This is a genomic window from Pseudomonas sp. (assembly GCF_017744435.1).
Lineage (GTDB): Bacteria > Pseudomonadota > Gammaproteobacteria > Pseudomonadales > Pseudomonadaceae > Aquipseudomonas.
Genome location: NZ_JAGIBG010000008.1, coordinates 186,731 through 209,854 on the forward strand (window position 1 = coordinate 186,731; position 23,124 = coordinate 209,854).

The 23,124-nt window shown below is 64.5% G+C and carries 22 protein-coding genes; 5 read left to right on the forward strand and 17 right to left on the reverse strand.

From position 1 onward, the window contains the following. Nucleotides 1-103: 103 nt before the first annotated feature. From J7573_RS08350 to J7573_RS08365, 4 genes are all read right to left on the reverse strand, one after another. Entirely contained in the window at nucleotides 104-1,372 is a 1,269-nt protein-coding gene (locus J7573_RS08350; RefSeq protein ID WP_294332387.1) for a carbohydrate porin, read from the reverse strand. A 111-nt stretch (nucleotides 1,373-1,483) separates the two neighbouring features. Continuing rightward, nucleotides 1,484-3,901 (reverse strand): glucose/quinate/shikimate family membrane-bound PQQ-dependent dehydrogenase, encoded by a 2,418-nt coding sequence (locus J7573_RS08355; RefSeq protein ID WP_294332391.1) that lies wholly within the window; start codon nucleotides 3,899-3,901, stop codon nucleotides 1,484-1,486. A 281-nt stretch (nucleotides 3,902-4,182) separates the two neighbouring features. Next, nucleotides 4,183-5,550: a hypothetical protein gene (locus J7573_RS08360; RefSeq protein WP_294332394.1), complete on the reverse strand. Its 1,368-nt coding sequence runs from the start codon at nucleotides 5,548-5,550 to the stop codon at nucleotides 4,183-4,185. A 234-nt stretch (nucleotides 5,551-5,784) separates the two neighbouring features. After that, the gene (locus J7573_RS08365) at nucleotides 5,785-6,138 is read right to left on the reverse strand and encodes a cupin (protein WP_294332397.1); all 354 of its coding nucleotides are present in this window, start codon (nucleotides 6,136-6,138) and stop codon (nucleotides 5,785-5,787) included. Between the two features lie 118 nt (nucleotides 6,139-6,256). On the opposite strand from J7573_RS08365, the gene J7573_RS08370 reads away from it, so the two are divergent. Further along, the gene (locus tag J7573_RS08370) at nucleotides 6,257-7,156 is read left to right on the forward strand and encodes a LysR family transcriptional regulator (RefSeq protein WP_294332401.1); all 900 of its coding nucleotides are present in this window, start codon (nucleotides 6,257-6,259) and stop codon (nucleotides 7,154-7,156) included. Nucleotides 7,157-7,269: 113 nt separating this feature from the next. Next, nucleotides 7,270-8,469, forward strand: a complete 1,200-nt coding sequence (locus tag J7573_RS08375; protein WP_294332404.1) for an MFS transporter — start codon at nucleotides 7,270-7,272, stop codon at nucleotides 8,467-8,469. A gap of 4 nt (nucleotides 8,470-8,473) precedes the next feature. Here the strand turns inward: J7573_RS08375 and J7573_RS08380 are convergent, their stop codons facing one another. After that, nucleotides 8,474-9,085 (reverse strand): LysE family transporter, encoded by a 612-nt coding sequence (locus J7573_RS08380; RefSeq protein ID WP_294332407.1) that lies wholly within the window; start codon nucleotides 9,083-9,085, stop codon nucleotides 8,474-8,476. Between the two features lie 102 nt (nucleotides 9,086-9,187). On the opposite strand from J7573_RS08380, the gene J7573_RS08385 reads away from it, so the two are divergent. Further along, nucleotides 9,188-10,186 (forward strand): helix-turn-helix domain-containing protein, encoded by a 999-nt coding sequence (locus tag J7573_RS08385; protein WP_294332409.1) that lies wholly within the window; start codon nucleotides 9,188-9,190, stop codon nucleotides 10,184-10,186. Here the strand turns inward: J7573_RS08385 and J7573_RS08390 are convergent. From J7573_RS08390 to J7573_RS08405, 4 genes are all read right to left on the reverse strand, one after another. Beyond that, nucleotides 10,153-11,004, reverse strand: coding sequence for a CAP domain-containing protein (locus J7573_RS08390; protein ID WP_294332412.1), 852 nt, complete (start codon nucleotides 11,002-11,004; stop codon nucleotides 10,153-10,155). The genes J7573_RS08385 and J7573_RS08390 overlap by 34 nt on opposite strands. Before the next feature lie 165 nt (nucleotides 11,005-11,169). Beyond that, nucleotides 11,170-11,781, reverse strand: coding sequence for a cell wall hydrolase (locus tag J7573_RS08395; RefSeq protein ID WP_294332416.1), 612 nt, complete (start codon nucleotides 11,779-11,781; stop codon nucleotides 11,170-11,172). Nucleotides 11,782-11,829: 48 nt separating this feature from the next. After that, entirely contained in the window at nucleotides 11,830-12,747 is a 918-nt protein-coding gene (locus tag J7573_RS08400; protein ID WP_294332418.1) for an AEC family transporter, read from the reverse strand. A 99-nt stretch (nucleotides 12,748-12,846) separates the two neighbouring features. Then, the gene (locus tag J7573_RS08405) at nucleotides 12,847-13,710 is read right to left on the reverse strand and encodes a LysR family transcriptional regulator (protein ID WP_294332421.1); all 864 of its coding nucleotides are present in this window, start codon (nucleotides 13,708-13,710) and stop codon (nucleotides 12,847-12,849) included. 127 nt (nucleotides 13,711-13,837) lie between these two features. Here J7573_RS08405 and sodC point away from each other — a divergent pair, with 127 nt between their 5' ends. Continuing rightward, entirely contained in the window at nucleotides 13,838-14,353 is a 516-nt protein-coding gene (gene sodC, locus J7573_RS08410; RefSeq protein WP_294332424.1) for a superoxide dismutase [Cu-Zn] SodC, read from the forward strand. A gap of 111 nt (nucleotides 14,354-14,464) precedes the next feature. On the opposite strand, the gene J7573_RS08415 is transcribed toward sodC, so the two are convergent. The 5 genes from J7573_RS08415 to J7573_RS08435 all read right to left on the reverse strand — a co-directional run bounded on the left by J7573_RS08415 (nucleotide 14,465) and on the right by J7573_RS08435 (nucleotide 19,479). Next, nucleotides 14,465-15,385 (reverse strand): LysR substrate-binding domain-containing protein, encoded by a 921-nt coding sequence (locus J7573_RS08415; RefSeq protein ID WP_294332427.1) that lies wholly within the window; start codon nucleotides 15,383-15,385, stop codon nucleotides 14,465-14,467. Between the two features lie 82 nt (nucleotides 15,386-15,467). After that, nucleotides 15,468-16,067 (reverse strand): START domain-containing protein, encoded by a 600-nt coding sequence (locus J7573_RS08420; protein WP_294332430.1) that lies wholly within the window; start codon nucleotides 16,065-16,067, stop codon nucleotides 15,468-15,470. Between the two features lie 90 nt (nucleotides 16,068-16,157). Next, nucleotides 16,158-16,994, reverse strand: coding sequence for a bifunctional allantoicase/(S)-ureidoglycine aminohydrolase (locus J7573_RS08425; RefSeq protein WP_027918838.1), 837 nt, complete (start codon nucleotides 16,992-16,994; stop codon nucleotides 16,158-16,160). A 132-nt stretch (nucleotides 16,995-17,126) separates the two neighbouring features. Next, nucleotides 17,127-18,491 carry an LLM class flavin-dependent oxidoreductase gene (locus J7573_RS08430; RefSeq protein WP_294332436.1) on the reverse strand — a complete coding sequence of 455 codons (1,365 nt, stop codon included), beginning with the start codon at nucleotides 18,489-18,491 and terminating at the stop codon, nucleotides 17,127-17,129. A gap of 16 nt (nucleotides 18,492-18,507) precedes the next feature. After that, nucleotides 18,508-19,479 (reverse strand): aliphatic sulfonate ABC transporter substrate-binding protein, encoded by a 972-nt coding sequence (locus J7573_RS08435; RefSeq protein ID WP_294332438.1) that lies wholly within the window; start codon nucleotides 19,477-19,479, stop codon nucleotides 18,508-18,510. Between the two features lie 192 nt (nucleotides 19,480-19,671). Between J7573_RS08435 and J7573_RS08440 the strand changes: the two genes are divergently transcribed. Then, nucleotides 19,672-20,550 carry a hypothetical protein gene (locus tag J7573_RS08440; RefSeq protein WP_294332441.1) on the forward strand — a complete coding sequence of 293 codons (879 nt, stop codon included), beginning with the start codon at nucleotides 19,672-19,674 and terminating at the stop codon, nucleotides 20,548-20,550. Here J7573_RS08440 and J7573_RS08445 read toward each other — a convergent pair. The 3 genes from J7573_RS08445 to J7573_RS08455 all read right to left on the reverse strand — a co-directional run bounded on the left by J7573_RS08445 (nucleotide 20,547) and on the right by J7573_RS08455 (nucleotide 23,124). Further along, nucleotides 20,547-21,431, reverse strand: a complete 885-nt coding sequence (locus J7573_RS08445; protein ID WP_294332443.1) for a DMT family transporter — start codon at nucleotides 21,429-21,431, stop codon at nucleotides 20,547-20,549. The genes J7573_RS08440 and J7573_RS08445 overlap by 4 nt on opposite strands. Before the next feature lie 181 nt (nucleotides 21,432-21,612). Further along, nucleotides 21,613-22,275: a class I SAM-dependent methyltransferase gene (locus J7573_RS08450; RefSeq protein WP_294332445.1), complete on the reverse strand. Its 663-nt coding sequence runs from the start codon at nucleotides 22,273-22,275 to the stop codon at nucleotides 21,613-21,615. A gap of 27 nt (nucleotides 22,276-22,302) precedes the next feature. Beyond that, nucleotides 22,303-23,124, reverse strand: coding sequence for a phosphatase PAP2 family protein (locus tag J7573_RS08455; RefSeq protein ID WP_294332447.1), 822 nt, complete (start codon nucleotides 23,122-23,124; stop codon nucleotides 22,303-22,305).

Here is a 23,124-nt window from a genome sequence, read left to right on the forward strand (position 1 = left end):
CGGGCATGCCCGCTCCCACAGGTACTGCACAGGGCTTGAGAGCTGTGGTGTCCCTGTGGGAGCGGGCGCGCCCGCGAATGGGCTGCGAAGCAGCCCCGGCGGCTTAGAAGGTTGCCTTCACCTGCAGGCCAAAGACCAGCGCGTTGTCGATCTCCTTCCCGGAGAACGCCCCTGGCTCGATGATGTACTGTACATCCGGGCGCAGGTTCAGCCACGGCGTGGCCTGGTAGCCATAGCTCAGTTCGATCAACTGCTCGGCATTGTCGATGTTGGGGAACTGTTGCCCGGCATTGAATGCAGTGTCTTCCAGCACATCGCGGCTACGCGGGTTCGGCACGGCGCGGCCATAGCCCAGGGCCACGGTATCGCGCGGGCGGCCTTCGAACGGCTTGTACAGCACCACACCGGCGCCGTACCACTTGGTGAACGGCGAGGCGGCCTCGCTCGCTGCCGAGTACTGGCCGAAGGCGTGCAGGCTGCGGCCCGGCGAACCGGCGTCGTTCCACACGGCCTGGTCGACCAGCAGGTAGTGGCCACCGCGACCGGACACTTCCTTGCTGCTGTCGACGCGCTTCACGTCGGAGCTGTCGTAGTAGTAACCCAGCTTGTACTCGCCCGGCAGTTCGCCCTGCAGCTTGTACACCAGTTCAACAGGCACGACGGTGCCGGTGGTGTGCTTGGGCCCCAGGTGCCAGGCGCGGCTGGAGTTGCCGTTGCTTTCCGGGTCGACGTTGAACGCCGCCACGCGCAACTGCCAGGACGGCGACAGGTCGTACTTCACGCGCACGCCGAGGTGGGCGTTGGGGTAGTTGGTCCAGCCGCTGCCGCCGGACATGTTCAGCGGGTGGCCGCAGAAGCCGGCGTTCATGAAGTTGCACAGGATGCCGCTGTCGAGGCCGCCGAGGTCGTTGCCCATGGCCATGTAGCCGAGCTTGACGTTGAGCGCCGGGGTAAACAGGGTGCGTTCGTAGCTCAGTTCGGTCAGGCGGGTATACAGGCCACCGTAGTTTTCCTGGATCGGCAGGCGGTTGCCGACCAGGTCTTCCGAAGCGCTGTTGCCGCGGCGGTCGTTGATGGTCAGCTGGACCTTGCCGCCGTTTTCCAGGCCGTACAGTTTCGACAGGTCGAACTGTGCGCCGAGCTTGATGTTCTGCGAGTAGCGCGCCGAGCGGTGCAGGCCGCCGTGGGCGTTGTAGGCGGTTTCACCGCTGTAGTCGCCGGTGATCTTGACGCCGTCTTCTTCGAGCTGGTGACGCAGGCCGCCCCAGTCACCGGTCATGGTGCTGCGGTTGAGCAGGTCGCCGTCGGCCAGGGCAGCGGTGCTGGCGAGGGCCAGAAGCAGGGTAGGGGTGATGCGGATTGCGGATGGCATTGCTGTGTCTCGTTTTGTTTTCGGGGGGCCATTCGCGAACAAGCCCGCTCACACCAGGATCAGGGGAGAGCCTGTGGGAGCGGGCTTGCCCGCGAATGCAGCGACGCGGTCTTACGGCAGGGCGTAAGAAATCACATAGTCGCCACGATCAGTCGACTGGCGCGCACCGCCAGCGGTGACCACCACGTACTGCTTGCCGGTCTTCGGCGAAACGTAGGTCATTGGGCCACCCTGGCTGCCTACAGGCAGGCGGGCTTTCCAGATTTCGTTACCGTTGCTGCTGTCGTAGGCGCGCAGGTAGAAGTCCTGGGTACCGGCGATGAACACCAGGCCGCCTTGGGTCGACAGGGTGCCGCCGAGGGTCGGCAGGCCGATCTTGATCGGCAGGTGCATGCGGATGCCCAGGGGGCCGGTGTCTTCCACGGTGCCGACCGGTACCTGCCAGGCGATCTGGCGGGTCTTCATGTCGATGGCGGTCAGGGTGCCGAATGGCGGGGCCTGGCACGGGATGCCGGCGACCGACAGGAAGCGGTTCTTGTTCACGGCGTACGGGGTGCCCTTGAGCGGTACCGCGCCCATGCCGGTGTTCAGTGCTTCACCACCGGAGGCCGCGCCACCCTTGTTCTGCGACGGGATCATCTGGATCCACAGGCCCAGGCGCATGTCGTTGACGAAGATGAAGCCATGCACCGGGTCGGTGGAGAGGCTGCCCCAGTTCATACCACCCAGCGAACCCGGGAAGCTCAGCGACAGGTCAGTACCCGGCGCGGTGTACAGGCCGTCGTAGCGCATCTTCTTGAAGTCGATACGGCACAGCAGCTGGTCATACGGCGTGGCACCCCACATGTCCGATTCGCTCAGGGTCTGCGCGCCGATCTGCGGCATGCCTACCGATTTGGGCTGGGTCGGGGAGTACGGTTCGTTGGGGATGTTGCTTGGCTTGACCGGCACTTCGTCGACCTGGGTCAGCGGTTTGCCGGTGGCGCGGTCGAGCACGTAGATCTGCCCGGCCTTGGTGCCGATCACCACTGCAGGCACGGACTTGCCGTCGTCCTTGGTGAAGTCGATCAGGCTCGGCTGCATCGGCAGGTCGAAGTCCCAGAGGTCGTTATGCACGGTCTGGAATACCCACTTCTGGTTACCGGTGGTGGCGTCCAGGGCCAGCACGGAGGCGCCGTAGGTGTGGTCCAGCTTGCTGCGTTCAACGCCATAGATGTCGGTGGACGACGAGCCCATTGGCAGGAACACGGTGTTCATCGCCGGGTCGTAGGACATCGGTGCCCAGCTGTTCGGGGTGCTGCGCACGTAGGTGCTGTCGCCTTCCGGCGCTTTGCGGTCTTCCGGGTTGCCTGGGTCGAAGGCCCAGCGCATTTCGCCGGTGATCACGTCGAAACCACGGATCACGCCGCCTGGCATGTCGGTCTGGACGTTGTCGGCAACGCGGCCGCCGACCACCACGGTGGTGCCGGCCATCAACGGCGCGGAGGACAGCTGGTAGTAGGAGTCCGGCACGTTACCCAGGCCGGCCATCAGGTTGACCTGGCCGTTGTTGCCGAAGCCCTGGCAGAACTCGCCGTTGTCGGCGTCCACGGCGATCAGGCGACCGTCGATGGTGTTGGTCAGCAGGCGACGCTGGCAGTTGGCACCGGCCGCGACGCTGCCGCCGGTGATCGGCGAGCTGTTCGGCTGGGTCGGCTGGGCGATCGCGGCTGTAGCGTCGAAGTAGGCCATGCCACGGCAACGCTGCCAGACCTTGGACTGGGCGTTGATCTCGTTCTTCCACAGCTCTTTGCCGGTGTCGGCATCGAGGGCGATCAGGTTGTTGTGCGGGGTGCAGATGAACACCTTGTTGCCGATCTGCAGCGGGGTCAGCTGGTCTTCGGCACCGTTGCCGTCACTGATGGCGACGTCACCGGTGTGGTAGGTCCAGGCCACCTTGAGCTTGTTGACGTTGTCGCGGTTGATCTGGTCCAGCGCGGCGAAGCGGCTGCCACCTTCGGTGTTGCCGTAGTGGGCCCAGTCCTTTTGCTCCTTGCCGGTTTCGACCGGGGTCATGCCTGGGCCTTTGCCGGTGGGGGCAACGCTTGGATGGGCGACGAACATGTTGCCTGCGGCGATTACCAGCACCACGGCCAGCACGCCGGCGATGCCGTAGGCACCACGGCCTGCGCTGGCGCCATTGGCACGGGCGAGCATCGGGTAGACCAGCGCCACCACCATGCCGATCGCGCCGAACATGAACAGGCGCGAGAACAGTGGCCAGAACACCAGGCCAGCGTCGCTCAGCGCCCAGATTGCGGTACCGACCAGGAACGCCGCATACAGCCAGGCGCCGGCCTGCTTGCGGCGAGCGATGAGAATACCGGCGATGGCCATGGCCAGGCCGCCGATCAGGAAGTACCAGGAACCGCCCAGGCCGGCAAGCTTGACGCCGCCAGCAGCCAGGAGCAGGCCGAGCAGGGCGACGATCACGCCCAAGCCGACCAGGATGATGTTTGTGGCGCCAGAGGCGCGCGGTGTTTCGTTCATGCCAGGGATCTCAGCAGGTGGAATGTGCGCAGTTTAAGCCCTTAGCTTGCTAATTAACAAGTTAGTACATAATTTTATGAGGCTGATTGTCGCAGGATGAAACTTACCGAAATGTGGCTATAAGCCTAGATTGTGCTAGGAAATTTGCAGTAGATAAGCGGTTAAGCTCAGTTTTGATTTACCTGGCGGTATTCGACTTTTGTCTCAGGAAGCGGGCTTGGCATTAGGACTTGCCAGCACAGCTGGCATTGTCAAGTCCAAGTGCCATGCCGGTTGCAGGCTCAGTCGATTGCCAGGTTGTCAATGATGATCTGATCTCCCCAGCCTCCTTGGACCCTGAGGATGCTAGGCGCATCGACCTCGACCTCCACGCGGCCGAAGCGCAGTGGGCCGGTGTCATCGTCTTCAAGCAGCCGGGTCTCATGCCCGGTGTTCAGGTCGACTACAGCGCATGTCGCATCGCATCCCCAGGAGAACGCCACCTTGCGTTTGCCGCTCGAGCCTTCGATGGCATCCACAGGGATGTCCACGGCAAGATTGACGATTAGGTAATTGCCAGCAACGAGCGGAGTGTCATGTCTGACGTTGCTGATTTCGACGTACTTAGACAGGGCGGTAGCAAAACCAAGCCCGCCAGAGACCACATCAAGAGGCTGCCCGGTTGGCAGGTCTTCGAAGTCCACGCTGTAATGGGTAACGCCCGGGCCGATTGCCTGATCACCCTCCAGATAGCTGATCACGGTGGTTGAGTCCGGAGTGCGGGGCAGCGCCAGGCGTATCAACGGCAGTACTTGCCCGTATTGCTCGTAGTAGCGGGCCTGGTCATATCTGGCTTTGGCCCGGGACTGAAGGTTTCTGGTCGGATAGAAAAAGGAGTGGATAGGCAGCGTAGCGCCCTTGCCGGTTTCCCACGTTGAAAGCATCAATTCGTTGAACACTTCACGGGCCGAACCGGTACGGCCTTGGTGAGCATCAATCGATGCCTTGAACCAGGACGCCGTCGGGCCTGCACCGTCTCGCACGTCCCAACCACAGATGTTTTCCATCGGGACCTGCTTATACTTGTCCAGCCAGGTTGGGGCATCGTTGATGCCGAGATTCTGACAGGTATCGGTATCGACAACACCTGTGAGCGGACCACAGCCTTGCAGCGTAGGTCGTTTCCAGGTCAGGGCATTGGTCGGGAAGCTGCAGAGAACCTTGATGTCTTTGATCTTGCCTTCAGGAATGGCCTGGTTGGGATACAGGATGAAGCCGTTCCAGTCTTCCCAGGTGGAGGTGAAAGTTTGATCACTGCGCAACCAGGAAAATGAAACCCCACCCAGCGTAATCGCACCGGGGCTGGGATCCCAGGGTAGAAAAGCCGGGTTGCTATCGGTGGCCCGCAACATGATGCCACTGCACAAGTGTGCAGGTTTGTCTGGGCCACCACACTGTGCTGGCGTGGCGTCGTACCAGTCCTTCAGCTGACGGGCTGAGGCAGGCCCTTTGGTCGCCAACTGCCCGGGTAGCTGCAATGGCTGGCCGGGCAGCTGGCTGATGCTTACTTGTGCCGGTTGGGTAGGCTTGGCGCTGCGGTCATTCCCGGGGGGCTTGGGGATGCATCCCGATGACAGGAACATAAGAGCGAGTAATGTTGCGATGCGCATGTACAAGGTCCCGGTTAATCCATGGCTTGTGGCTTGTGTCATGCAGTTGAATCATTGCCGACTCGAAGCCTGTTAAGGCATGCGCAATCGGCGTAGATGGACGTTTTTGCCTGTATCTAGCGACCTTTTGGCAAGCAGGCAAAGTATTGAGGCGCGAGTCGGGACCGACAACTGGCAGAAATAGCAGGTACCTGTATGTGCTGCAGCTGGCTGGTGTGAAGAAAAACCAGCATGTCAGGATGTGGGCCATGGCGCATTGCGGTCGTAGAACACGGCTAGCCATATGGTCGGCTGCCCCAGGGCAGTCCATTCCACGCGATGCCGGCAATGCGCCGGAATGTCCAGACAGTCGCCAGGCACCAACAAGCGGGTGTAGTCCTCATGCTCAAGGCGCAGCCCGGCGCTGCCGGTCAACAGCATGATCCATTCGCCTTCGGCCTGGTCGTACCAGTAGCCCGGCGGGCTGGCCTGGCCGCAGGAAACGATGCGTTCGATGCGCAGGCCAGGGCGCTGCAGCAGTTCATCGACCCGTTCGGCACCGGCAGGGTCGCAATGGGGCAGGGCATTGAGCAGGCTGGTGAGGGTCATGGGCAGTTCTCGCACGGATGGAGGTGCTTCCACTATGGACCTGATCGCTCTGTTGTGCGCTTCTTGACCCGCTTCGTGGTTTGTAGGACTGTTCCGAGATTTGAGAATCGGGGTATCCATGGACAAGCTCCTGGCGATGAGGATGTTCACCACCACAGTCGACGCCCAGGGCTTTTCTGCGGCAGCGCGCAGGCTTGGCGTTGCTACCTCGTCGGTGACGCGCCTGGTCGATGGGCTGGAGTCGGAGCTCGGCACGACCTTGCTCAACCGCTCCACGCGCCAGGTCAGCCTGACCGAGGCGGGCGCACGTTACTACGCCCGGGCCAGGGAAATCTTCGACGCGTTGGACGAGGCCGACGCGAGCGTCGCCGACCGTGGCGATGAGCCGGTCGGCGTGCTGCGCCTGTGCCTGCCTGTGGAGTTCGGCCGCCGCGTGATCGCACCGCACCTTGGGCCATTCCTGGCCCGCCACCCGTCGCTGGAGCTGGACATCGACATGAGCGACCGGCTCGATGACCTGCTCGACGGCCGCTACGACCTGTCCATTCGCCTCGGCGACCCATCACCGCACGACGAACTGGTGTGCCGGCCACTCGGCCGCTTCCAGCGCTGGCTGGTGGCAAGCCCCGATTACCTGGCCAGGCGCGACGCGCTGCTGCATCCCGAGCAGTTGCTGCAGCACGCCTGCCTGCTTTTTCGCTACGGGCAGAAGGCGCGCGCCTGGCGCCTGCAGCGGGCCGATGAGGCACTGGAGCTGGACGTGAGCGGGCCGTTGCGCAGCGCCAACGCCGACCTGTTGCGTGAAGCGGCACTGGCCGGCAGCGGTATTGCCTTACTGGCTGACTGGCTAGTGCGCGAGGATGTGGCGGCCGGGCGCCTGCAGCGGATATTTTCGGACTGGCAGGTGAGCCCCGGCACCACCAACGACAGCATCAATGCCTTGTATTTGCCCAACCATCGCGGCTCTCGGCGGGTCAACGCGTTCATCGGCTTTTGCGAAGGCCTGCTCAAACCCTGATCGCTGCCGTTGCGCCTGGCGCAAAGCCCCGTTGCGCCGGAGCCGGATTCTCTCGCTGGCAAGCGCTCGGTAAGGTGCCTGGCATATTCCAACCCGATGCCGAGGTACCTCGCATGAATTCCTCCCTTGCTGCAGCACCGCCAGCCCAGGCCGGCCTGAGCCGTGCCCTGGTCGCGCTGCTGGCGTTCTGTTGTGGCGCGATCATCGCCAACATCTATTACGCGCAGCCCATCGTCGGGCTGATCGCCCCGGACCTGGGCCTGTCCACCGAACGCGCCAGCCTGATCGTGTCGCTGACCCAGCTGGGCTACGCACTGGGCCTGCTGTTGCTGGTGCCGCTGGCGGACCTGGTGGAAAACCGTCGATTGATGATCGTCACCGCCGTGCTGGCCTGTGTCAGCCTGTTGCTGGCGGGGACCAGCAGCAGCGGCCAGGGGCAACTGTTCCTGGTCTATGCCTTGCTGATCGGCTTCAGTTCGGTGGCTGTGCAGATGCTCATCCCGTTGGCCGCGCACCTTGCGCCTGAGCAAGCGCGCGGGCGGGTGGTCGGCAACATCATGGGCGGCCTGCTGCTGGGCATTCTGCTGGCGCGGCCGCTGTCTAGCCTGGTCGCCGACCACTTCGGCTGGCGCACGGTGTTCATGGGGGCTACTGGCCTGATGTTGGCAATCATCCTGTTGCTGGCGCTGACGCTGCCGCGCCGGGTGCCTGAGCACAAGGCCACTTATGCCGGGCTGATGGTGTCGTTGGTTGCCCTGCTGCGCCAATACCCGGTGTTGCGCCAACGCGCGCTGTACCAGGCATTGATGTTCGCGGCGTTCAGCCTGTACTGGACCGCGGTGCCGCTGGCTCTGGCCAGTGAGCACGGCCTGTCCCAAAGCCAGATCGCCTTGTTCGCCCTGGTCGGCGCGGTCGGCGCCATCGCCGCGCCCATGGCCGGCCGCCTGGCCGACGCCGGCCATGCCCGTGCCGGTTCGTTGCTGGCGCTGGTGTTGGCGCCGCTGGCGCTGCTGCTGGGGCTGACGGCGCCCGGCTACAGCGTGATCGGCCTGGGGTTGACCGGGGTGTTGCTCGATTTTGCGGTACAGATGAACATGGTGATAGGCCAGCGTGAAGTCTATGCCCTGGACCCGGCCAGCCGCGGGCGGCTGAATGCGCTGTATATGACCAGCATCTTCCTGGGCGGGGCAATGGGTTCGGCGGTGGCCAGCGCAGTATTCGCCCAGCAGGGGTGGCACGGTGTGGCGCTGGTGGGGGCGGCATTGCCGGGCATGGCCTTGATAGTCTTCCTGCTGGTTACGCGGCGCGCTTGAGCTATCACCGGCCCAGCGGCAAAGCCACGCCAATCAATGCAAACAGGCTCCCGCAGCAGCGATTGAACCCTTTGCCGCCCTTGGCCAGCCAGGGCCGGATACGAAACGCCAGGCGCGCCAGCACGTATTCGACCACGCATTCCACGCTGGCAAAGGTCGCGGCCATGATCACGAACTGCAGCAGCAGCCCACGCTGCGGGTCGATGAACTGCGGCAGGAAGGCACCGTAGAACAACAGTACCTTGGGGTTGGCGAAAGCAGACAGCAGGCCTTGGCGGAACATCCCCTGGTTGCTCAGGCGGGCAGCGCGTTCGGTCACCTCCAGATGCAGCGCAGGGCTGCGCCAGAGCTGGATGCCCAGCCACACCAGATAGGCTCCCCCCACCCATTTGAGCACGGTCAGCACCGAGGCCGAGGTCTGCAGCAGCGCCGTCAGCCCGAACATCGCCAGGGCAATGAGTGCGCTGAAGCCGAACACCCCGCCAACGATGGTGAACAGCGTGCGGCGCGCGCCATACAGTGCACCGTGGGTCAGCGCGAGCAGACTGTTCGGGCCAGGGGTCAGCGACAGGCCGATGCTCGCCAGTAGGTAGATGAACCAGGTATCCAGAGCCATGATGGGCGCCTCAGGTATTCACGGGCAGCCAGTCTATGAGACGGCACGGCAAGTGCAGGGTATGATCTGGACATTCAATGGTGTTTTCTGGACCTGTTTCGAATGACCCCTGATATTCGCCTGCTGATCCTGCCGCTGCCGGACTTCGCCTTGCTGCCGTTCGGTGCGTTTCTCGACAAGCTGCGCTTCAGTGCCGACGACGAGGATTACAGCCGGCAGCGCTACTGCAGCTGGACCCTGGCCAGCCTCACCGGCGAGCCCGTGTCGTCGAGCAGTGGTGCGGTGATGCAGGTGCAGGCCATTACCGAGCAGTTGCGGTGGAATGACTACGACTACCTGGTGCTGTTCGGCAGCCGCAATGCCGAAGCCACGGCTGCGCTGGCGCCGCGCTACAAGCCCCTGCTCAAGCGTGCGGGCAGAGCGGGGGTGAAACTGGTCGCCATCGACAATGCTGCTTTCCTGCTGGCCGCCTGCGGCCTGCTGGACGGGCACAAGGTCGTGGTGCACTGGCGCCATGAAGCGGAGTTCCGGGCATCCTTCCCGCATCTGCAGGTGTTGCGCGAGCAGTTGTACTGCGTCGACGGCGCGCGTATCACCTGTGCCGGCGGCACGGCAGCCCTCGACCTGGCGGTGGAACTGCTGGCGGGCGCCTGCGGGCGTGCCCGGGCGCTCAAGGGCCTGGCCGACATGCTGGTGGACGAATCGCGTGACAGCCGCCATGCCTTGCGCTCACTGGAGGCCGGCGCCGGGCAGGGGCGCCAGGTGCAGCGTGCGCTGGCGCTCATGCGCCATCACCTGGGGGCGCGTTGTTCGATCGAACAACTGGCGGACGAACTGGGCATCAGCCGCCGGCAATTGGACCGCCAGTTCCAGGCCAGCCACGGCATGAGCGCCAAGGCCTGGTGGCTGGAAATGCGCCTGCAGCAGGCGCGCTGGCGATTGCTCAACTCCAGCCACAGCCTGGCGCAGATCGCCGATGAGGTCGGACTGGGCGATGCCAGCTACCTGGGCAAGTGCATGCGGCGGCGGTTTGGCTGCACAGCAATGGCGCTGCGCAGCTCAAACGGTCATTGCGGCGTGCCGAACAAACCGGTCCAGTAGATGCCCGCATCGCTCTTCGGGTCTACCGCATAGGCCGCACCCATTTCGCGGAAGTCCGGGTTCATCAAAGTGGCGCAGTGGCCAGGGCTGTCGAGCCATCCATCCACTACCTTCTGCGCGGTGTCGCGCCCGGCGGCGATGTCTTCGCCGATCTGCTGGTACAGGTAGCCGGCCAGTTCCGCCCGGTCACCCGGCGTGCGCCCGTCCTTGTCGATATGGTCGAAGAAGTTCTGGTTGGCCATGGCCCGCGTATGGCTGGCTGCCACGCCCGCCAGCGCCGCGCTCCAGTTCAGCGCAGGCGCTGCGGCAAACGGCTGGCCGCCGCATTGGCGGGGCGCCTTGCGTGCGGCATTGATGGCCTGCAGCACCTTCTGCCCCTCGGCCTGCCAGTCACCCAGGCGCCCACTGAGCAAGGGCCGGGCAAGCACGATGCGCCAGTCGCGGCCTTCCTGGCTGACGCCGATATCGACAAACTGCGGGTCGAGCACCACTTGGCAGAAGCTCTCTTCGATGGCATGCATGGCTGCACGGGCATCGCGTGGGCCGGACAGGCTGATGGCCTGCACATTGACCATGGGGTAGGCGGCACGGCTCATGGCCTGCTGCAGGTCGCGAGTGCCCTCCGGCGACAGTGCCAGGCGCGTGTCGCTGTTGAGCGGCGGCAGTTCCACCGACACCTCGTCACCGCAGCGCTGGGCCTGGCTGCGGTAGGTATTGATCGAATCGATCAGTTGCGCCTCTTCGCCGGTGACGGCCAGGGCCCCGGTGGACATGACCAGGCCCAGCGACAAGGCGGCAACGGATGACAGGACGCGCATGTGGATCTCCCTGTGACTGGCAGCGTCTTGGTATGCGCTGCTCATCCTACACAAGCGCGAGGCTTTTGGCCCAGTCTCGTGCAAAGCAAAGAAAACGCCAGCAATGACTTGCGGGCGGCAAAAGAGGGAGTAGACCGGTGAGCGCCAGAAAAGTGCGATGGTGAGTCACCGCGCCAGCGCCTGGTTCGGCTTGTAGAACAGGAAGTGCCGGGTCTCGGCCGTCTTGCGATAGGCCTTGGCCCAGTCCGGGTGCACATTGCGGTCATGGAAATACAGTGCGCCGCCTGTACTGTCCTTGAGTTGCTGGTTCAAGGCCTTGCGGGCGATTTCCTTGGCGATGTCGTAACGATCCTTTTCCTCGACCTGGTCCGGGCGGCCGTCACACCACCAGGAAAACTGGCAGGCTTTGCTCTCCACACCTTGCTTGACCACCCCGCAGATGGTGTTCGGGAACCCGTCCTTGCCCAGCCGGTTGATCACCACGCTGGCCACCGCGCTCATGTCCTCGGCGTCGGCGCCCTTGGCTTCCCAGTAGATGGTGCGGGCCAGGCAGGTAATGCTGTCATCCATCGGCGCCTGGCCTGCCGGGTCCACCGCCTGCACTTCGCCCGGGGTAATGGTTTCCGTCTTTTTCGGCGGCGGGGCATCTTCCACCACCTTTTTTTCCAGCTTCTCTGCCTTGTCTTCGGCCACGGCGGCTTTGGCACTTTCGGCGGCATGCAAAGGGCTGGCGAGCAGGGCTGAGGTCAAGCAGATCACCATCCACGAGAGGCGCATGGTCGAGTTTCCGAAGTGTGGGCTGAATCACAGTCTAGCCAAGCGGTTTCACTTCAGCGCAAGCATGAGCATCAAAGGCAAGGTCACGGCAGCCAGCACGGTCTGCAGGGCGATGATGGTGGCCATCAATGGTGCGTTGCCGCCCATTTGCCGTGCCATCACATAGGACGAGGATGCCGTTGGCAGCGCCTGGAACAGCACGGCTACGACCGCGGCTTGACCACTGAGCCCAAGCAGGCGACACAGGCCCCAGGTGGTCAGCGGCATGACCACGAACTTGAAGGCCGATGCCGCCAGCAGTGGCCGCACCTGCTGGCCAAGGCTGGCGCCGCCGAGCGCCGCCCCGACGCACAGCAGGCCCAGGGGCAGGGCGGCCTGGCCCAGCGCCTTGACGGTGGGTTCCAGGCCTGCCGGCAGCCCCAGGCCGCTGATCCGCAACAACAGGCCCCCGGCGCAGCCGACGATCAGCGGGTTGGCGAAGATGGCCCGCAACACTGTTGCCGGTGAACTGTGGCGTGCGCTGAAGCGGGCGAACACCAGCACGCAGAGCAGATTGACCAAGGGCACGATGGCGGCGTTGGCCACGGCGGCCAGGGCAATCCCGGCGCTGCCGTAGATGCCAGCCGCGAGGGTGGCGCCGATGTAGTTGTTGAAGCGCACGCCGCCCTGGAACACCGAAGTGAAGTCAGCACCATCGTGATTTACCGCGCCTTGGTAGAGCACCAGCAACACGGCGCCGAGCAGGGTGGAAAGCATCAGTACGCCGACCATGCCCAGCACCGGCACGCCATCGAGATTGGCCGTGGCCAGGCCATGCAGGAACAGCGAGGGCAGCAGCACGTAGTAGCTCAGGCGTTCGGCGCCCGGCCAGAACGACTCGGCGAGAAAGCCGCGGATACGCAGGAAGGTGCCCAAGGCAATCAGCAGGATGATGGGCACTAGAGTAGTCAGCAGCAGGTGGAGCATGGTGGTCGTTCCGTGGTCGGGTACGGGCACAGGTTAGCGCGGCTGACTGGTTGGCAAAAACGTTGATTTCTGCACTGACTGTTGAGAAAAACTGTACCTTCACGCGTCCATGGCGGTCTTCAGCACGGCGGTGAGGTGCCGCCGCTGGCTCTTCTCGTGTTCCAGCAACACCACCCGCCGCACCAGCTGCGGTTCGCCAAAGGGCAGGCAGGTGGCCGCCGGCAAGCGTTGCAGGTCGTCATCGGCCATGGGAATGATCGCCACCCCCAGCCCCATGACCGCCATGCGCGCCAGTGCTTCCTGGCTGTCCAGCTCCATCTGTTCACTGACCTGCAAATGCTGGCGGCGCAGCTCCTGCTCGATCTGCCGTCCGGCCCAGGCACGCTTGTCGAAGCGCAGGAACGGTTGGCCTGCCAGCAGCTGCGGCAGGCTCTGGCCAGCCAGTTCGGGGCTGGCGATGGCCCAGAAGCGGTCTTCGAACAACGGCGTGAAAATCAGGTTCTGCGGGTAGGGGCTGACCGGTTCCGTGGTGATCGCTGCATCCAGCTCGCCATCCTCGACGCGCCGCGCCAGCTCGGCCGACATCCCTGAATTCACGCTGATGTGCAGTTCTGGGTGATGCGCCTTGATCCACACCAGGGCCTTGGGCAGGCGTCGGGCCAGGACCGTGTGGATCGCCCCCAGGCGCAAACGGCCACGCAGGCTCGGGCCGCTGGCCAGGGCATCGGCCAGCTCGTCGTAGGCGCCGAGGATGTGCTCGGCCCGCGCCACTGCCAGTTGCCCGGCTTCGGTCAGCACCACCTGGCGGCGGCTGCGGTCGAACAGCGCGACCTTGAGTTCATCTTCGAGGGTCTTGATGTGCAGGCTCACGGCCGAAGGGGTGAGGCTGAGCAGGTCGGCGGCGCGGGCGAAGGTGCCGTGGCGGGCGATGGTCACCAGGGTGCGCAGGGCTTTTAGGGACACGCGAGCGGGCTCCGGGTTGCAAGGGAAGTGTTTCAGTCTGTGGCTGGATGGAATGCCTGGCAAGCTGCGCAGTCCCACTCGTTATGTGGGTATGAAGCCCGCCAGTCCCAAACCATGGAGAAACGAAATGAAAGCAGTACTCTTCACCGCATTGCTGGCCTCGGCCGGTCTCGCCCAAGCCGCCCAGACGGTGGAACTGAAGCTGGCCGAGGCGGAAGGCCCGGGCAAGTCGATCGGGACCATCAGCATCGAACAGAACAAGTACGGCACCGTGCTCACCCCCGACCTCAAAGACCTGCCACCGGGCGTACATGGCTTCCACCTGCACCAGAAGGGTTCGTGCGCAGCGGCAGAAGAAAACGGCAAGCCGGTGCCAGCCGGCGCGGCGGGCGGGCACTGGGACCCTGACGCCACCAACGCCCACAAAGGCCCCTATGACGACAGTGGCCACCGTGGCGACCTGCCGGCGCTGTATGTGGGCGCTGACGGCAAGGCCACCTACCCGGTACTGGCGCCACGTCTGAAAGCTACGGATTTCAAAGGCCACGCGCTGATGGTGCATGCCGGCGGCGACAATCACAGTGACCATCCAGAGAAGCTGGGCGGTGGCGGGGCCCGCGTGGCTTGTGGGGTTGTTCAGTAGTCCTTTTCTTGAAGTTGTCGCGATCCCTGTGGGAGCTGTGCTTGCCGGCGATGGGCCGCGAAGCGGCCCCGGCAAGCACGGCTCCCACAAGTACAGCGTAAGCCTGGGCGCTCAGCTGCGTAACCACTCCACCAGCCCCAGTACCGTGGCCGTGGTGTCGCGGCCATGGGGGACCACCAGGTAATACGCTTCGCGCGGTTTCACCACCAGGTCGGTCAGGCGCACCAGCTCGCCCGAGGCCAGCAGGTGATCGAGCATGCGCCCCCAGCCCAGCGCCACGCCATGGCCGTGCAATGCGGCCTGGATGGTGTCGGTGTACAGGTGGCAGCGCAGCCCGTAATCGAGCTTCGGTGGGTTGCCGCCGAGGGCGCGGAACCAGGTCGGCCAGGTCATCCAGCCCTCGGTGGTGGCATCGGCGTCGAGCAGGTCGGCGGTGTACAGGGCCTCGAGCGAGTCCGGCATGGCATGGCGTGCCAGCCAGGCTGGCGAACACACCGGGAAAACCTCTTCCTCGAACAGTTGCAACGCGGTGCCATCTTCCCAGCGGCCATTGCCGTAGCGCACCAGCAGGTCGATATCGTGATTGCGCAGATCACCGGTAAACATCTGCGTCGCCAGGCGCAAGCGCACGTGAGGCATGGCCGCGCGCAGATTGCTCAGGCGTGGCATCACCCGCAACTGGGAGAAGGTCGCGGTGGTGCTGAGCACCAGTTCCTGTTCGCTGCTGCCTTCACTGAGACGGTCGAACATCGCCGCGACTTTCTGCAATGACTCGGACATCACCGCGAACATCGCCTGGCCTTCACTGGTCAGGCGGATGCCGCGGTGCAGGCGCTGGAACAGTTGAACCCCAAGGTTTTCCTCGAGCTGCCGGATCTGCTTGCTCACCGCCGCCTGGGTCACGCCCAGCTCGCGGGCCGCCAGGGTGACACTGCTGTGCCGGGCGACTGCCTCGAACTCGAGGAGGGCGGTCATCGATGGGATGATGCGTCGGTAGCCCTTGTGCGTGTTGCCGTTTTCTTGTGTTTTCATGGGACGTCCTGGCAAGGCGCGACACGCTGGTCCGCGTCGCGCGCCGACAGTGGCAGAAAACGCGGCAGGGCGAAAGGGCTGCTCAGGGCTGGCGCTCGGCTACCGCACGCAATGTGCGCAGCGTCACCACCGGGGCATCGACGACGAAGCGGTTGGCCAGCCAGCCCGGCACGTCTCCGGCAGGGTCTGCCTGCAACTGGTAGGTCACCTCGGTTTCCCGCTCGCCGAGCGGCTTCATGACCCATTCGCCCGACAGATGCTGTACGCGGATCAACCCCGGCTCTTCAGGCAGGCGGTTCGGTTCGGCGCTCAAATGCCGCACCAGGGTGCCGTCATCCAGACGTTCGGTACGGACCTTGAGAATGATGTCGCGCGGCAGGGTCGGCCATGGCAGGTTGGTGGTCAGGTAGACCCAGGTGCTGTCGCCATCCACGTCCAGCAAGCGCATCTGATCGCAGGCATACAACCACTTGCATGCCACCCGCAGGTTTTCCTGAAGGTCGGTGAGGGTGCGCACGCTGGCTTTCATGGTGCTGACGCCGCGGAACTGCTGGTAGGGCGAATCAGGTGCCGCGGCTAGGTACACGCGGATACCTTCGCGGTCGTAGGCGATCTTCCAGTCATCAGCCGCCAGGCTGGCGCTGGACACAAACAGTACGGCAAGCATCAGGCAGCGGTTCATGGCGAGTACCGCGCTAGGGGCAGGGCTTATCAGTATGAGCGGCAAACAGAAAGCCCGCCAGGAGGCGGGCTTTCGGGCATCAGCCTGAACTCAACGCTGTGGGTTGAGGGTCAGGTGCACGTGACGGTTCACGTCCTTGTACAGCAGGTAGCTGAACTTGCCTGGGCCGCCGGCGTAGCAGGCTTGCGGGCAGAAGGCGCGCAGCCACATGAAGTCGCCGGCTTCCACTTCGACCCAGTCCTGGTTCAGGCGGTACACCGCCTTGCCTTCCAGCACATACAGGCCGTGTTCCATGACGTGGGTTTCAGCGAACGGAATCACGCCGCCGGGCTGGAAGGTGACGATGTTGACGTGCATGTCGTGGCGCATGTCGGCCATGTCGACGAAGCGGGTGGTGACCCAGCGGCCTTCGGTGCCCGGCATTTCGATGACGGTGGCGTTGTCGCGGTGGGTGACGAACGACTCAGGCACGGCCAGGCCTTCGACTTTCTGGTAGTGCTTGCGCAGCCAGTGGAAGGTGACGTTGGCCTTGCTGTTGTTGCGCAGGCTCCACTCGGCGCCCGGGGCCAGGAAGGCATAGCCGCCTGGGGTCAGGGTGTGGTGCTTGCCTTCGACGGTGATGTCCAGCTCGCCTTCGACGATGAACACCACGGCTTCGGCGTTCGGGTCCAGCTCAGGGCGCTCGCTGCCGCCTTCCGGGGCCACTTCGACGATGTACTGCGAGAAGGTTTCGGCAAAACCGGTCAGCGGGCGGGCGATGACCCACATGCGCATCTTGTCCCAGAACGGCAGGTGGCTGGTGACGATGTCACGCATCACGCCTTTGGGGATGACGGCATAGGCTTCGGTGAACATGGCACGGTCAGTCAGCAGCTCGGTCTGAGCTGGGTGCCCACCGTGGGGGGCGAAGTAGGAGTGGTTCGACATGAGCGGTCTCGACTTGTTGTTCTCTCCCCGTGCCTTGGACCACACCGGCCGGTGCGTGCAGGGGATGTGCGGACAGCATAGGGGGCAGCCCGCGTCATCCACAAATTAAATGTTGAAATACTCGACATTCAGTTACTGAATGTGAACCTGGCGCCCCGCGTGGGCTTCGGGCAGCCGGTCGCCGTGGCCGAACAGCTTGTGGCGCAAGGTGCCGTCGGTGTAGTTCAGCGGGTAGCGGCCACGGCGCTGCAGCTCCGGGATCAGCAGGTCGACGACATTGGCCAGGTCGTCCGGTTGCACGGCATAGGTGAGGTTGAAACCGTCGATGCCGGTCTGGTCGAGCCAGTGCTCCAGCTGGTCGGCAATCTCGTCAGGTGAACCCACCAGTACCGGGCCACGCCCACCCAGGCCGACGAATTCGGCGGCTTCACGCACGGTCCAGCGGCGGTTGGGGTCGGCGGCGGTGAACGCCGCCAGGGCGGCACGGCCGGCATCGTTCTCGACGTACTCGATGGGGGCATCCGGGGCGAGGCCGGCGAAGTCGATGCCGGTCCAGCCCGAAAGCAGGGCAAGAGCGGCGTCCAGGTCTACGTAGCGGCGGTATTCGGCAAAGCGCGCCTGGGCCTCTTGCGTAGTCGGCGCGACGATCAGCAGCGCCTGGGCATAGATCAGCACCTCGTCACGGCCGCGCCCGGCCACCTCGCTGGCCTGGCGGATGCCGTCGGCGTAGCGGCGCAGCACGGTGGGCGTCGGGCCACTGATGAACACGCACTCGGCATGTCGGGCGGCGAACTGTTGGCCACGCGCCGAGGCGCCGGCCTGGAACAGCACCGGGGTGCGCTGGGGAGAGGGCTGGCACAGATGCATGCCGGGCACCTGGAAATGCTCGCCGGCATGCTGGATGGCATGCACTTTCGACGGTTCGATATAGCGGCCGGTTTCACGCTCCAGCTGCACCGCGTCGTCTTCCCAGCTTTTTTCCCAGAGCTTGTACAGCACCTCCAGGTATTCCTCGGCCAGGTCGTAACGCTGGTCATGGCCCAGCTGGCGGGCCAGGCCCAGGTTGCGCGCGGCGCTGTCGAGGTAGCCGGTGACGATGTTCCAGCCGACCCGGCCATTGCTCAGGTGGTCTAGCGTGGACATGCGCCGGGCGAAGGGATAAGGGTGTTCATAGGTCAGCGAAAAGGTGACGCCGAACCCCAGGTGCTCGGTGACCCCGGCCATGGCCGGCACCAGCAGCAGCGGGTCGTTGACCGGCACCTGCACGCCACCGCGCAGGGCGGCTTGCGGGCCACCCTGGTAGACGTCGTAGATACCCAGCACGTCGGCGATGAACAGCGCATCGAACAGCCCACGCTCCAGCAGGCGTGCGAGGTCGGTCCAGTACTCGAGGTGGTTGAACGCCACGCTGGTGTTGCGCGGGTGGCGCCACAGCCCCGGGGACTGGTGGCTGGCGGCGTTCATGCTGAAGGCGTTGAAACGGATGTGGCGGGGCATTGCCTTCACTCCCTTGTCACGGCAATACAGAAGCCGGGTAGACGGCATCGGCCACCTGCAACTTGTGCGGGATCAGGCCCAGGCCCTGGAAGGTATCGGCCAGTTTCTGCTGCTCGGAGACGATCTGCGGGGTGATGGCCACGGCGTTATAGTTGCGCCGCTCGCTGGCCACCTCCAGCACATTGGCGCTGATGCCCAGTTGCGGTGCCAGCAGCGCGGCGACTTCGGCGGGCTTGGCGTTGGCCCACTGGCTGACCTTGCCCAGCTCGCTGAAGAAGGTCTTGAGCAGGTCGCGGTGCTGGTCGGCGAAGGCGGCGGTGGACAGGTAGAAGGTGCGGTTGTTGGTCAGGCCGCTGCCATCGCGCAGGTTCTTCAGGCCCGGCTGGCTTTCGGCCGCCGCGAGGAACGGGTCCCACAGGGTCACGGCCTGCACGCTGCCCGATTGCAGGGCGGCGACGGCATCGGCGGCGTTGTTGACATAGGCCGGGGTGATGTCCTGATAGCTCAGGCCGGCCTGCTCCAGGGCCACCGCCAGCAGGTACTGGGCGTTCCAGCCGCGGCCGGTGGCCACGCGCTTGCCTTTGAGGTCCTGCACCGCAGTGAGGTGATCCTGTTCGCGCACCACCAGGCCGATGCCACGCGGGTAGGGTTGTTCGGCAGCCAGGTAGACCACCGGCTTGCCGGCGGCCTGGGCGAACACCGATGGCGCGTCGGCAGCGTGGCCCAGGTCGATGGCGCCGGTGCTCAGTGCTTCGAGCAGCTGCGGGCCAGCGGCGAACTCGTGCCAGCTGACTTTAACACCCTGGGGTGCCAGGGCTTTTTCCAGCGCGCCGCTGCCTTTGAGGATGTTGATGCTGTTGAATTTCTGATAACCGATGCGCAGGGTCTTGGTGTCTTCGGCCAAGGCGCTGGACCAGGGCAGCAGGCTGCTGGCGACGGTCGCCAGGAGGCCGCCGACGAGCAGGCGGCGAAGGGGGGAGAAGGGCATGGGCGTCGCTCCTTGAACAGGGTGGGAAACGGTGTCCTCAGCCTAAGGAGGTGGCGTTTGGCTTTCAATTTTATAATTCCATTTTGTTAGATTGTTTTGTTCTTTTTATATCCTTTTGTGTTTGTGTCGTCTGATGACGACATTTTCGTATCCTCTTGCTAGGATTCGGGCCAACCTCAAGGAGCCCCGTTCATGCCCATCCTGCATCGGCGCAGCACCCGTATCGCCCTGGCAGCCACCACCGGACTGGTGGCTGCCACCTTGGGTTTTTTCGCCTGGCAATCGTTCTACCCGGTGCAGGCCGCCAGTGGCTGGCGTGTCGAGGTGCTGCACCGCGACGTGGCCAAGGCCGCTTCTTTGCTGCCCCAGGCCGACGGCAGCCTGCTGGTCAGCCGCGAGCTGGATGACGGCCAAGGCAGCATTCTCAAGATCAGCGCCAGCGGCGACCGCGTGGTGCTGATCGACAACCTGTCCAAGCCCGACGGCATGGTCGCTGCGCAAGGTGGCTGGGTGTTCAGCCAGGAAGGTGGCCAGGCGCCGGTCAGCCTGTCCCGCGATGGCCAGGTCACCCACCTGTTCGAAGGCAACAGCGTGCAGGGGCTGTGGAACGATGGCGATCACCTGTATGCCATCGAAGACCGCAAGGGCAATGGGCGCCTGATGCGTTATGACTGGGCCAGCGGCCAACTCGAGGTGCTGCGTTCGGCGCTGACCGAAACCGAAGGCCTGACCCGCTGCGCCGACGGCCGCCTGCTGTACACCGAGAAGGGCACCGGCATCGTTCGTGCGTTGTCCGACGACGGTAAAGACCCGGTTGTGGTCGAGGGCCTGCGCCATCCCACTTTCCTGATGTGCGACCACCGTGGCCTGTGGATCAGCGAAGACAACACCCACCGCGCACGCCTGCTGCGGGTGGATGCCGACGGCACCCAGCACGTGGTGCTGACCTTCCTCAAGGCGCCGCAGTCGATCATCGCCGATGGCAAGGGCGGCTACCTGCTCGCCGAAGGCGGGCGCAATCGCGTGCTGCAGCTGACCCCGCCTGCCGACGAGGCCACTGCCCAGCGTTAACTGGGCAGGCGGCGCTTGCGCCCTGGCAGCAGGCCCAGCACCAGCAGGCAGCCAAGCAGGATCACCAGGCCACCTGCAGCCTGCAGCAGGCTCAGGGCTTCGCCGAGGAACAGCGCGCCGACCAGCACGGCCACCAGGGTGACGACGAACTCGACGCTGATGGCGCGGGTCGCACCGATGCGTGCCACCAGGCCGAAGTACAGCACGTAGGTGGTGGCGCTCATCACACTGCCGCTGAGCGCCAGGTACAGCCAGTCGCTGGCCTGCGGCAGGGTCGGCACCGGGACTATCAGCAGCAATGGCAAGGTCAGCAGGCCACCGGCCAGGAACGCGCCGCCGGTCACGGTCCACGGGTCCTGTCCGCGCAGGTGCAGGCTGGCGTAGTTGCTGCCGAAGGCCGCGCACACGCAGCCGAACAGCGAAGCAAGGCAGCCGTGGATGAAGTCCTCGGTCACCGCCTGCGCCGGGAAACCTACCAGCATGACCATGCCCAGCAGGCCCAGCAACAAGCCGACCAGGCCTTGCGGGCTGATCTTCTCCAGGCCCCAGACCCGGCCGATGATCATCGAGAACAGCGGAATGGTCGCGACGAAGATTGCTGCCATGGCCGTGCCGATGCGCGGGGTGGCATAGGACAGGCCGATCAGCTGCCCGGCGACGGTGGTAGCACCGACCACCAGCAACGGCTTGAGCAGCGGGCGCAGGCGCAAGGTCCGGCCCAGCAGGGCGGCGAGAATGGCCAGGGTGCCGCCGGCGATGAAGGCGCGCAGGCTGACCGCGCCGACCCAGCCGAAGGCATGCACCACCTTGAGCACCACCAGGAATGAAAAGCCCCAGGCGATGGCCAGGAACAGGTAGGCGGCGATATCGCGCGGTTGCATGGGGCCGGGTCCATCCAGAAAGGAGGGGTGCAGGCTAGCGGGTTGTTGCAAAGGTTTTCAAGATTGATGTCGACAGTTCCGGCCTCTTCGCGGGCTCGCCCGCTCCCACAGGTATTGCGCCGAGCTCAAGTAAAGTGGGTACCTGTGGGAGCGGGCATGCCCGCGAAGAGGCCGGAACAGGCTACCCAGCCACCATCAGCAACGACTGCGGCACCGGGCTCTGCGGATGCTGCGGCTCCTGCAGGCTCAGCAACCTGAACCCCGCCATGTCCAGGGCATTCAGCCAGCTGGCCAAGGTCCGGAAGTACCACGGCATCGGCTTCCATTCCCCGGCAAAGTTCGCAAACGACTCCTCGCGCCAGCCGTCCTGATAATCCCCGCCTGCCACGCTCCAGGGGTGCAGGGTCTGGATCACCAGCACGCCATCGGGCGTCAGCAGGGCTTTCATGGCCGTCAGCAAGGGGATGATGTCTTGATGCAGCAGGGCGAAATTGGCGCAGATCAGCTCATAGCCGCTGCCGATGTTCACCTCACCTGCGGCCAGCTGCGCATAGCTGGCCTGGTGCACGTGCGCCGAGCCTGCGGCCCGCGAAGCCTCGACCAGCGCGGCGTCGCCGTCCACGCCAGTCACCTCGATGCCGCGATCGGCCAGCGCCCGCAGCAACCAGCCCTCACCGCAGCCGAGGTCCAGTACCCGCTCAGGCTGTCGCCCGAGGATCGCCAGCAGGATCGCTTGGTCGGTGACCTGCTGGCGGCTCTCGATAGCGCCGCCACGTACCACGTCTATCCAGGCCCGGGCGTTGTGCCGCCAGCTGTGCTGCAGGGCGTCTTCGGGGGTGGGCATGTCGGAGTTCCTGAGCAGTGGGGCTGCTCAAGCATAGGCGTTTGTCGACGTCTTGTCCGAGGGGGCACGAGCCGGCGCCTGAAGCGCCTCGCGCCCATAGAAGCCCAGGGCGGTGGCCCAGGTGGTCAACCACACGAAGATCCCGGCCCAGAAGGTATGCGACATGTAGTGCCAGCCTTGCAGTACGCGGGTGGTGCCATACACGAAGCCGATCAGCAGAATGGCCACCAGCAGCTTGCGCGCATGCTGCCAGCGGTAACGCAGCGCCACGAAGTACAGCGCCAGCAAGGTGAAACCGCTGGAAGCATGGCCGCCCGGCCAGCAACGACCTTCACCCGCCTTGCTGAACCAGCGGAAGTTCTCGTACCACTCCACGTGCGCCTCGGGGCCGCCGTAGAGGGTGGTTTCCACCGGGCAATACACGCTGGTGTGGCTTTTCAGGTAATGGATGACCGTGGTGCTCAAGGCAAATGCCACCACCACGAACAGGAAGTCGCGGCGATGACGGCTGGTAAAGCGCAGCACCGGGCTGATTCTGGCAGCATTCAGGCCACGGGTAATCAGCGCGTCGGGGTGGTTGGCCAGAAGGGGCCAGATGAACGACAGCAGCGAGCCGATGATCGCCGCCTCGCCGGTCCAGTTTGGCAGGATGCGTGGCCATTTGTGGGTCACTTTTTCGAACAGCTGGTCATGCAGCAGCGGGAACTGCCCGCTGACAGGGTCGAGCAGCAGGTTGCTGATCCAGCGGTCCAGCGTGGTGAGGTCGAACAGCAGGAACGTGATCGCAGCCAGCAACAGCGGCAATAGCAGGTTGTTGACGTAGAACGTGGTGCGTGAAGAAACGGGCAT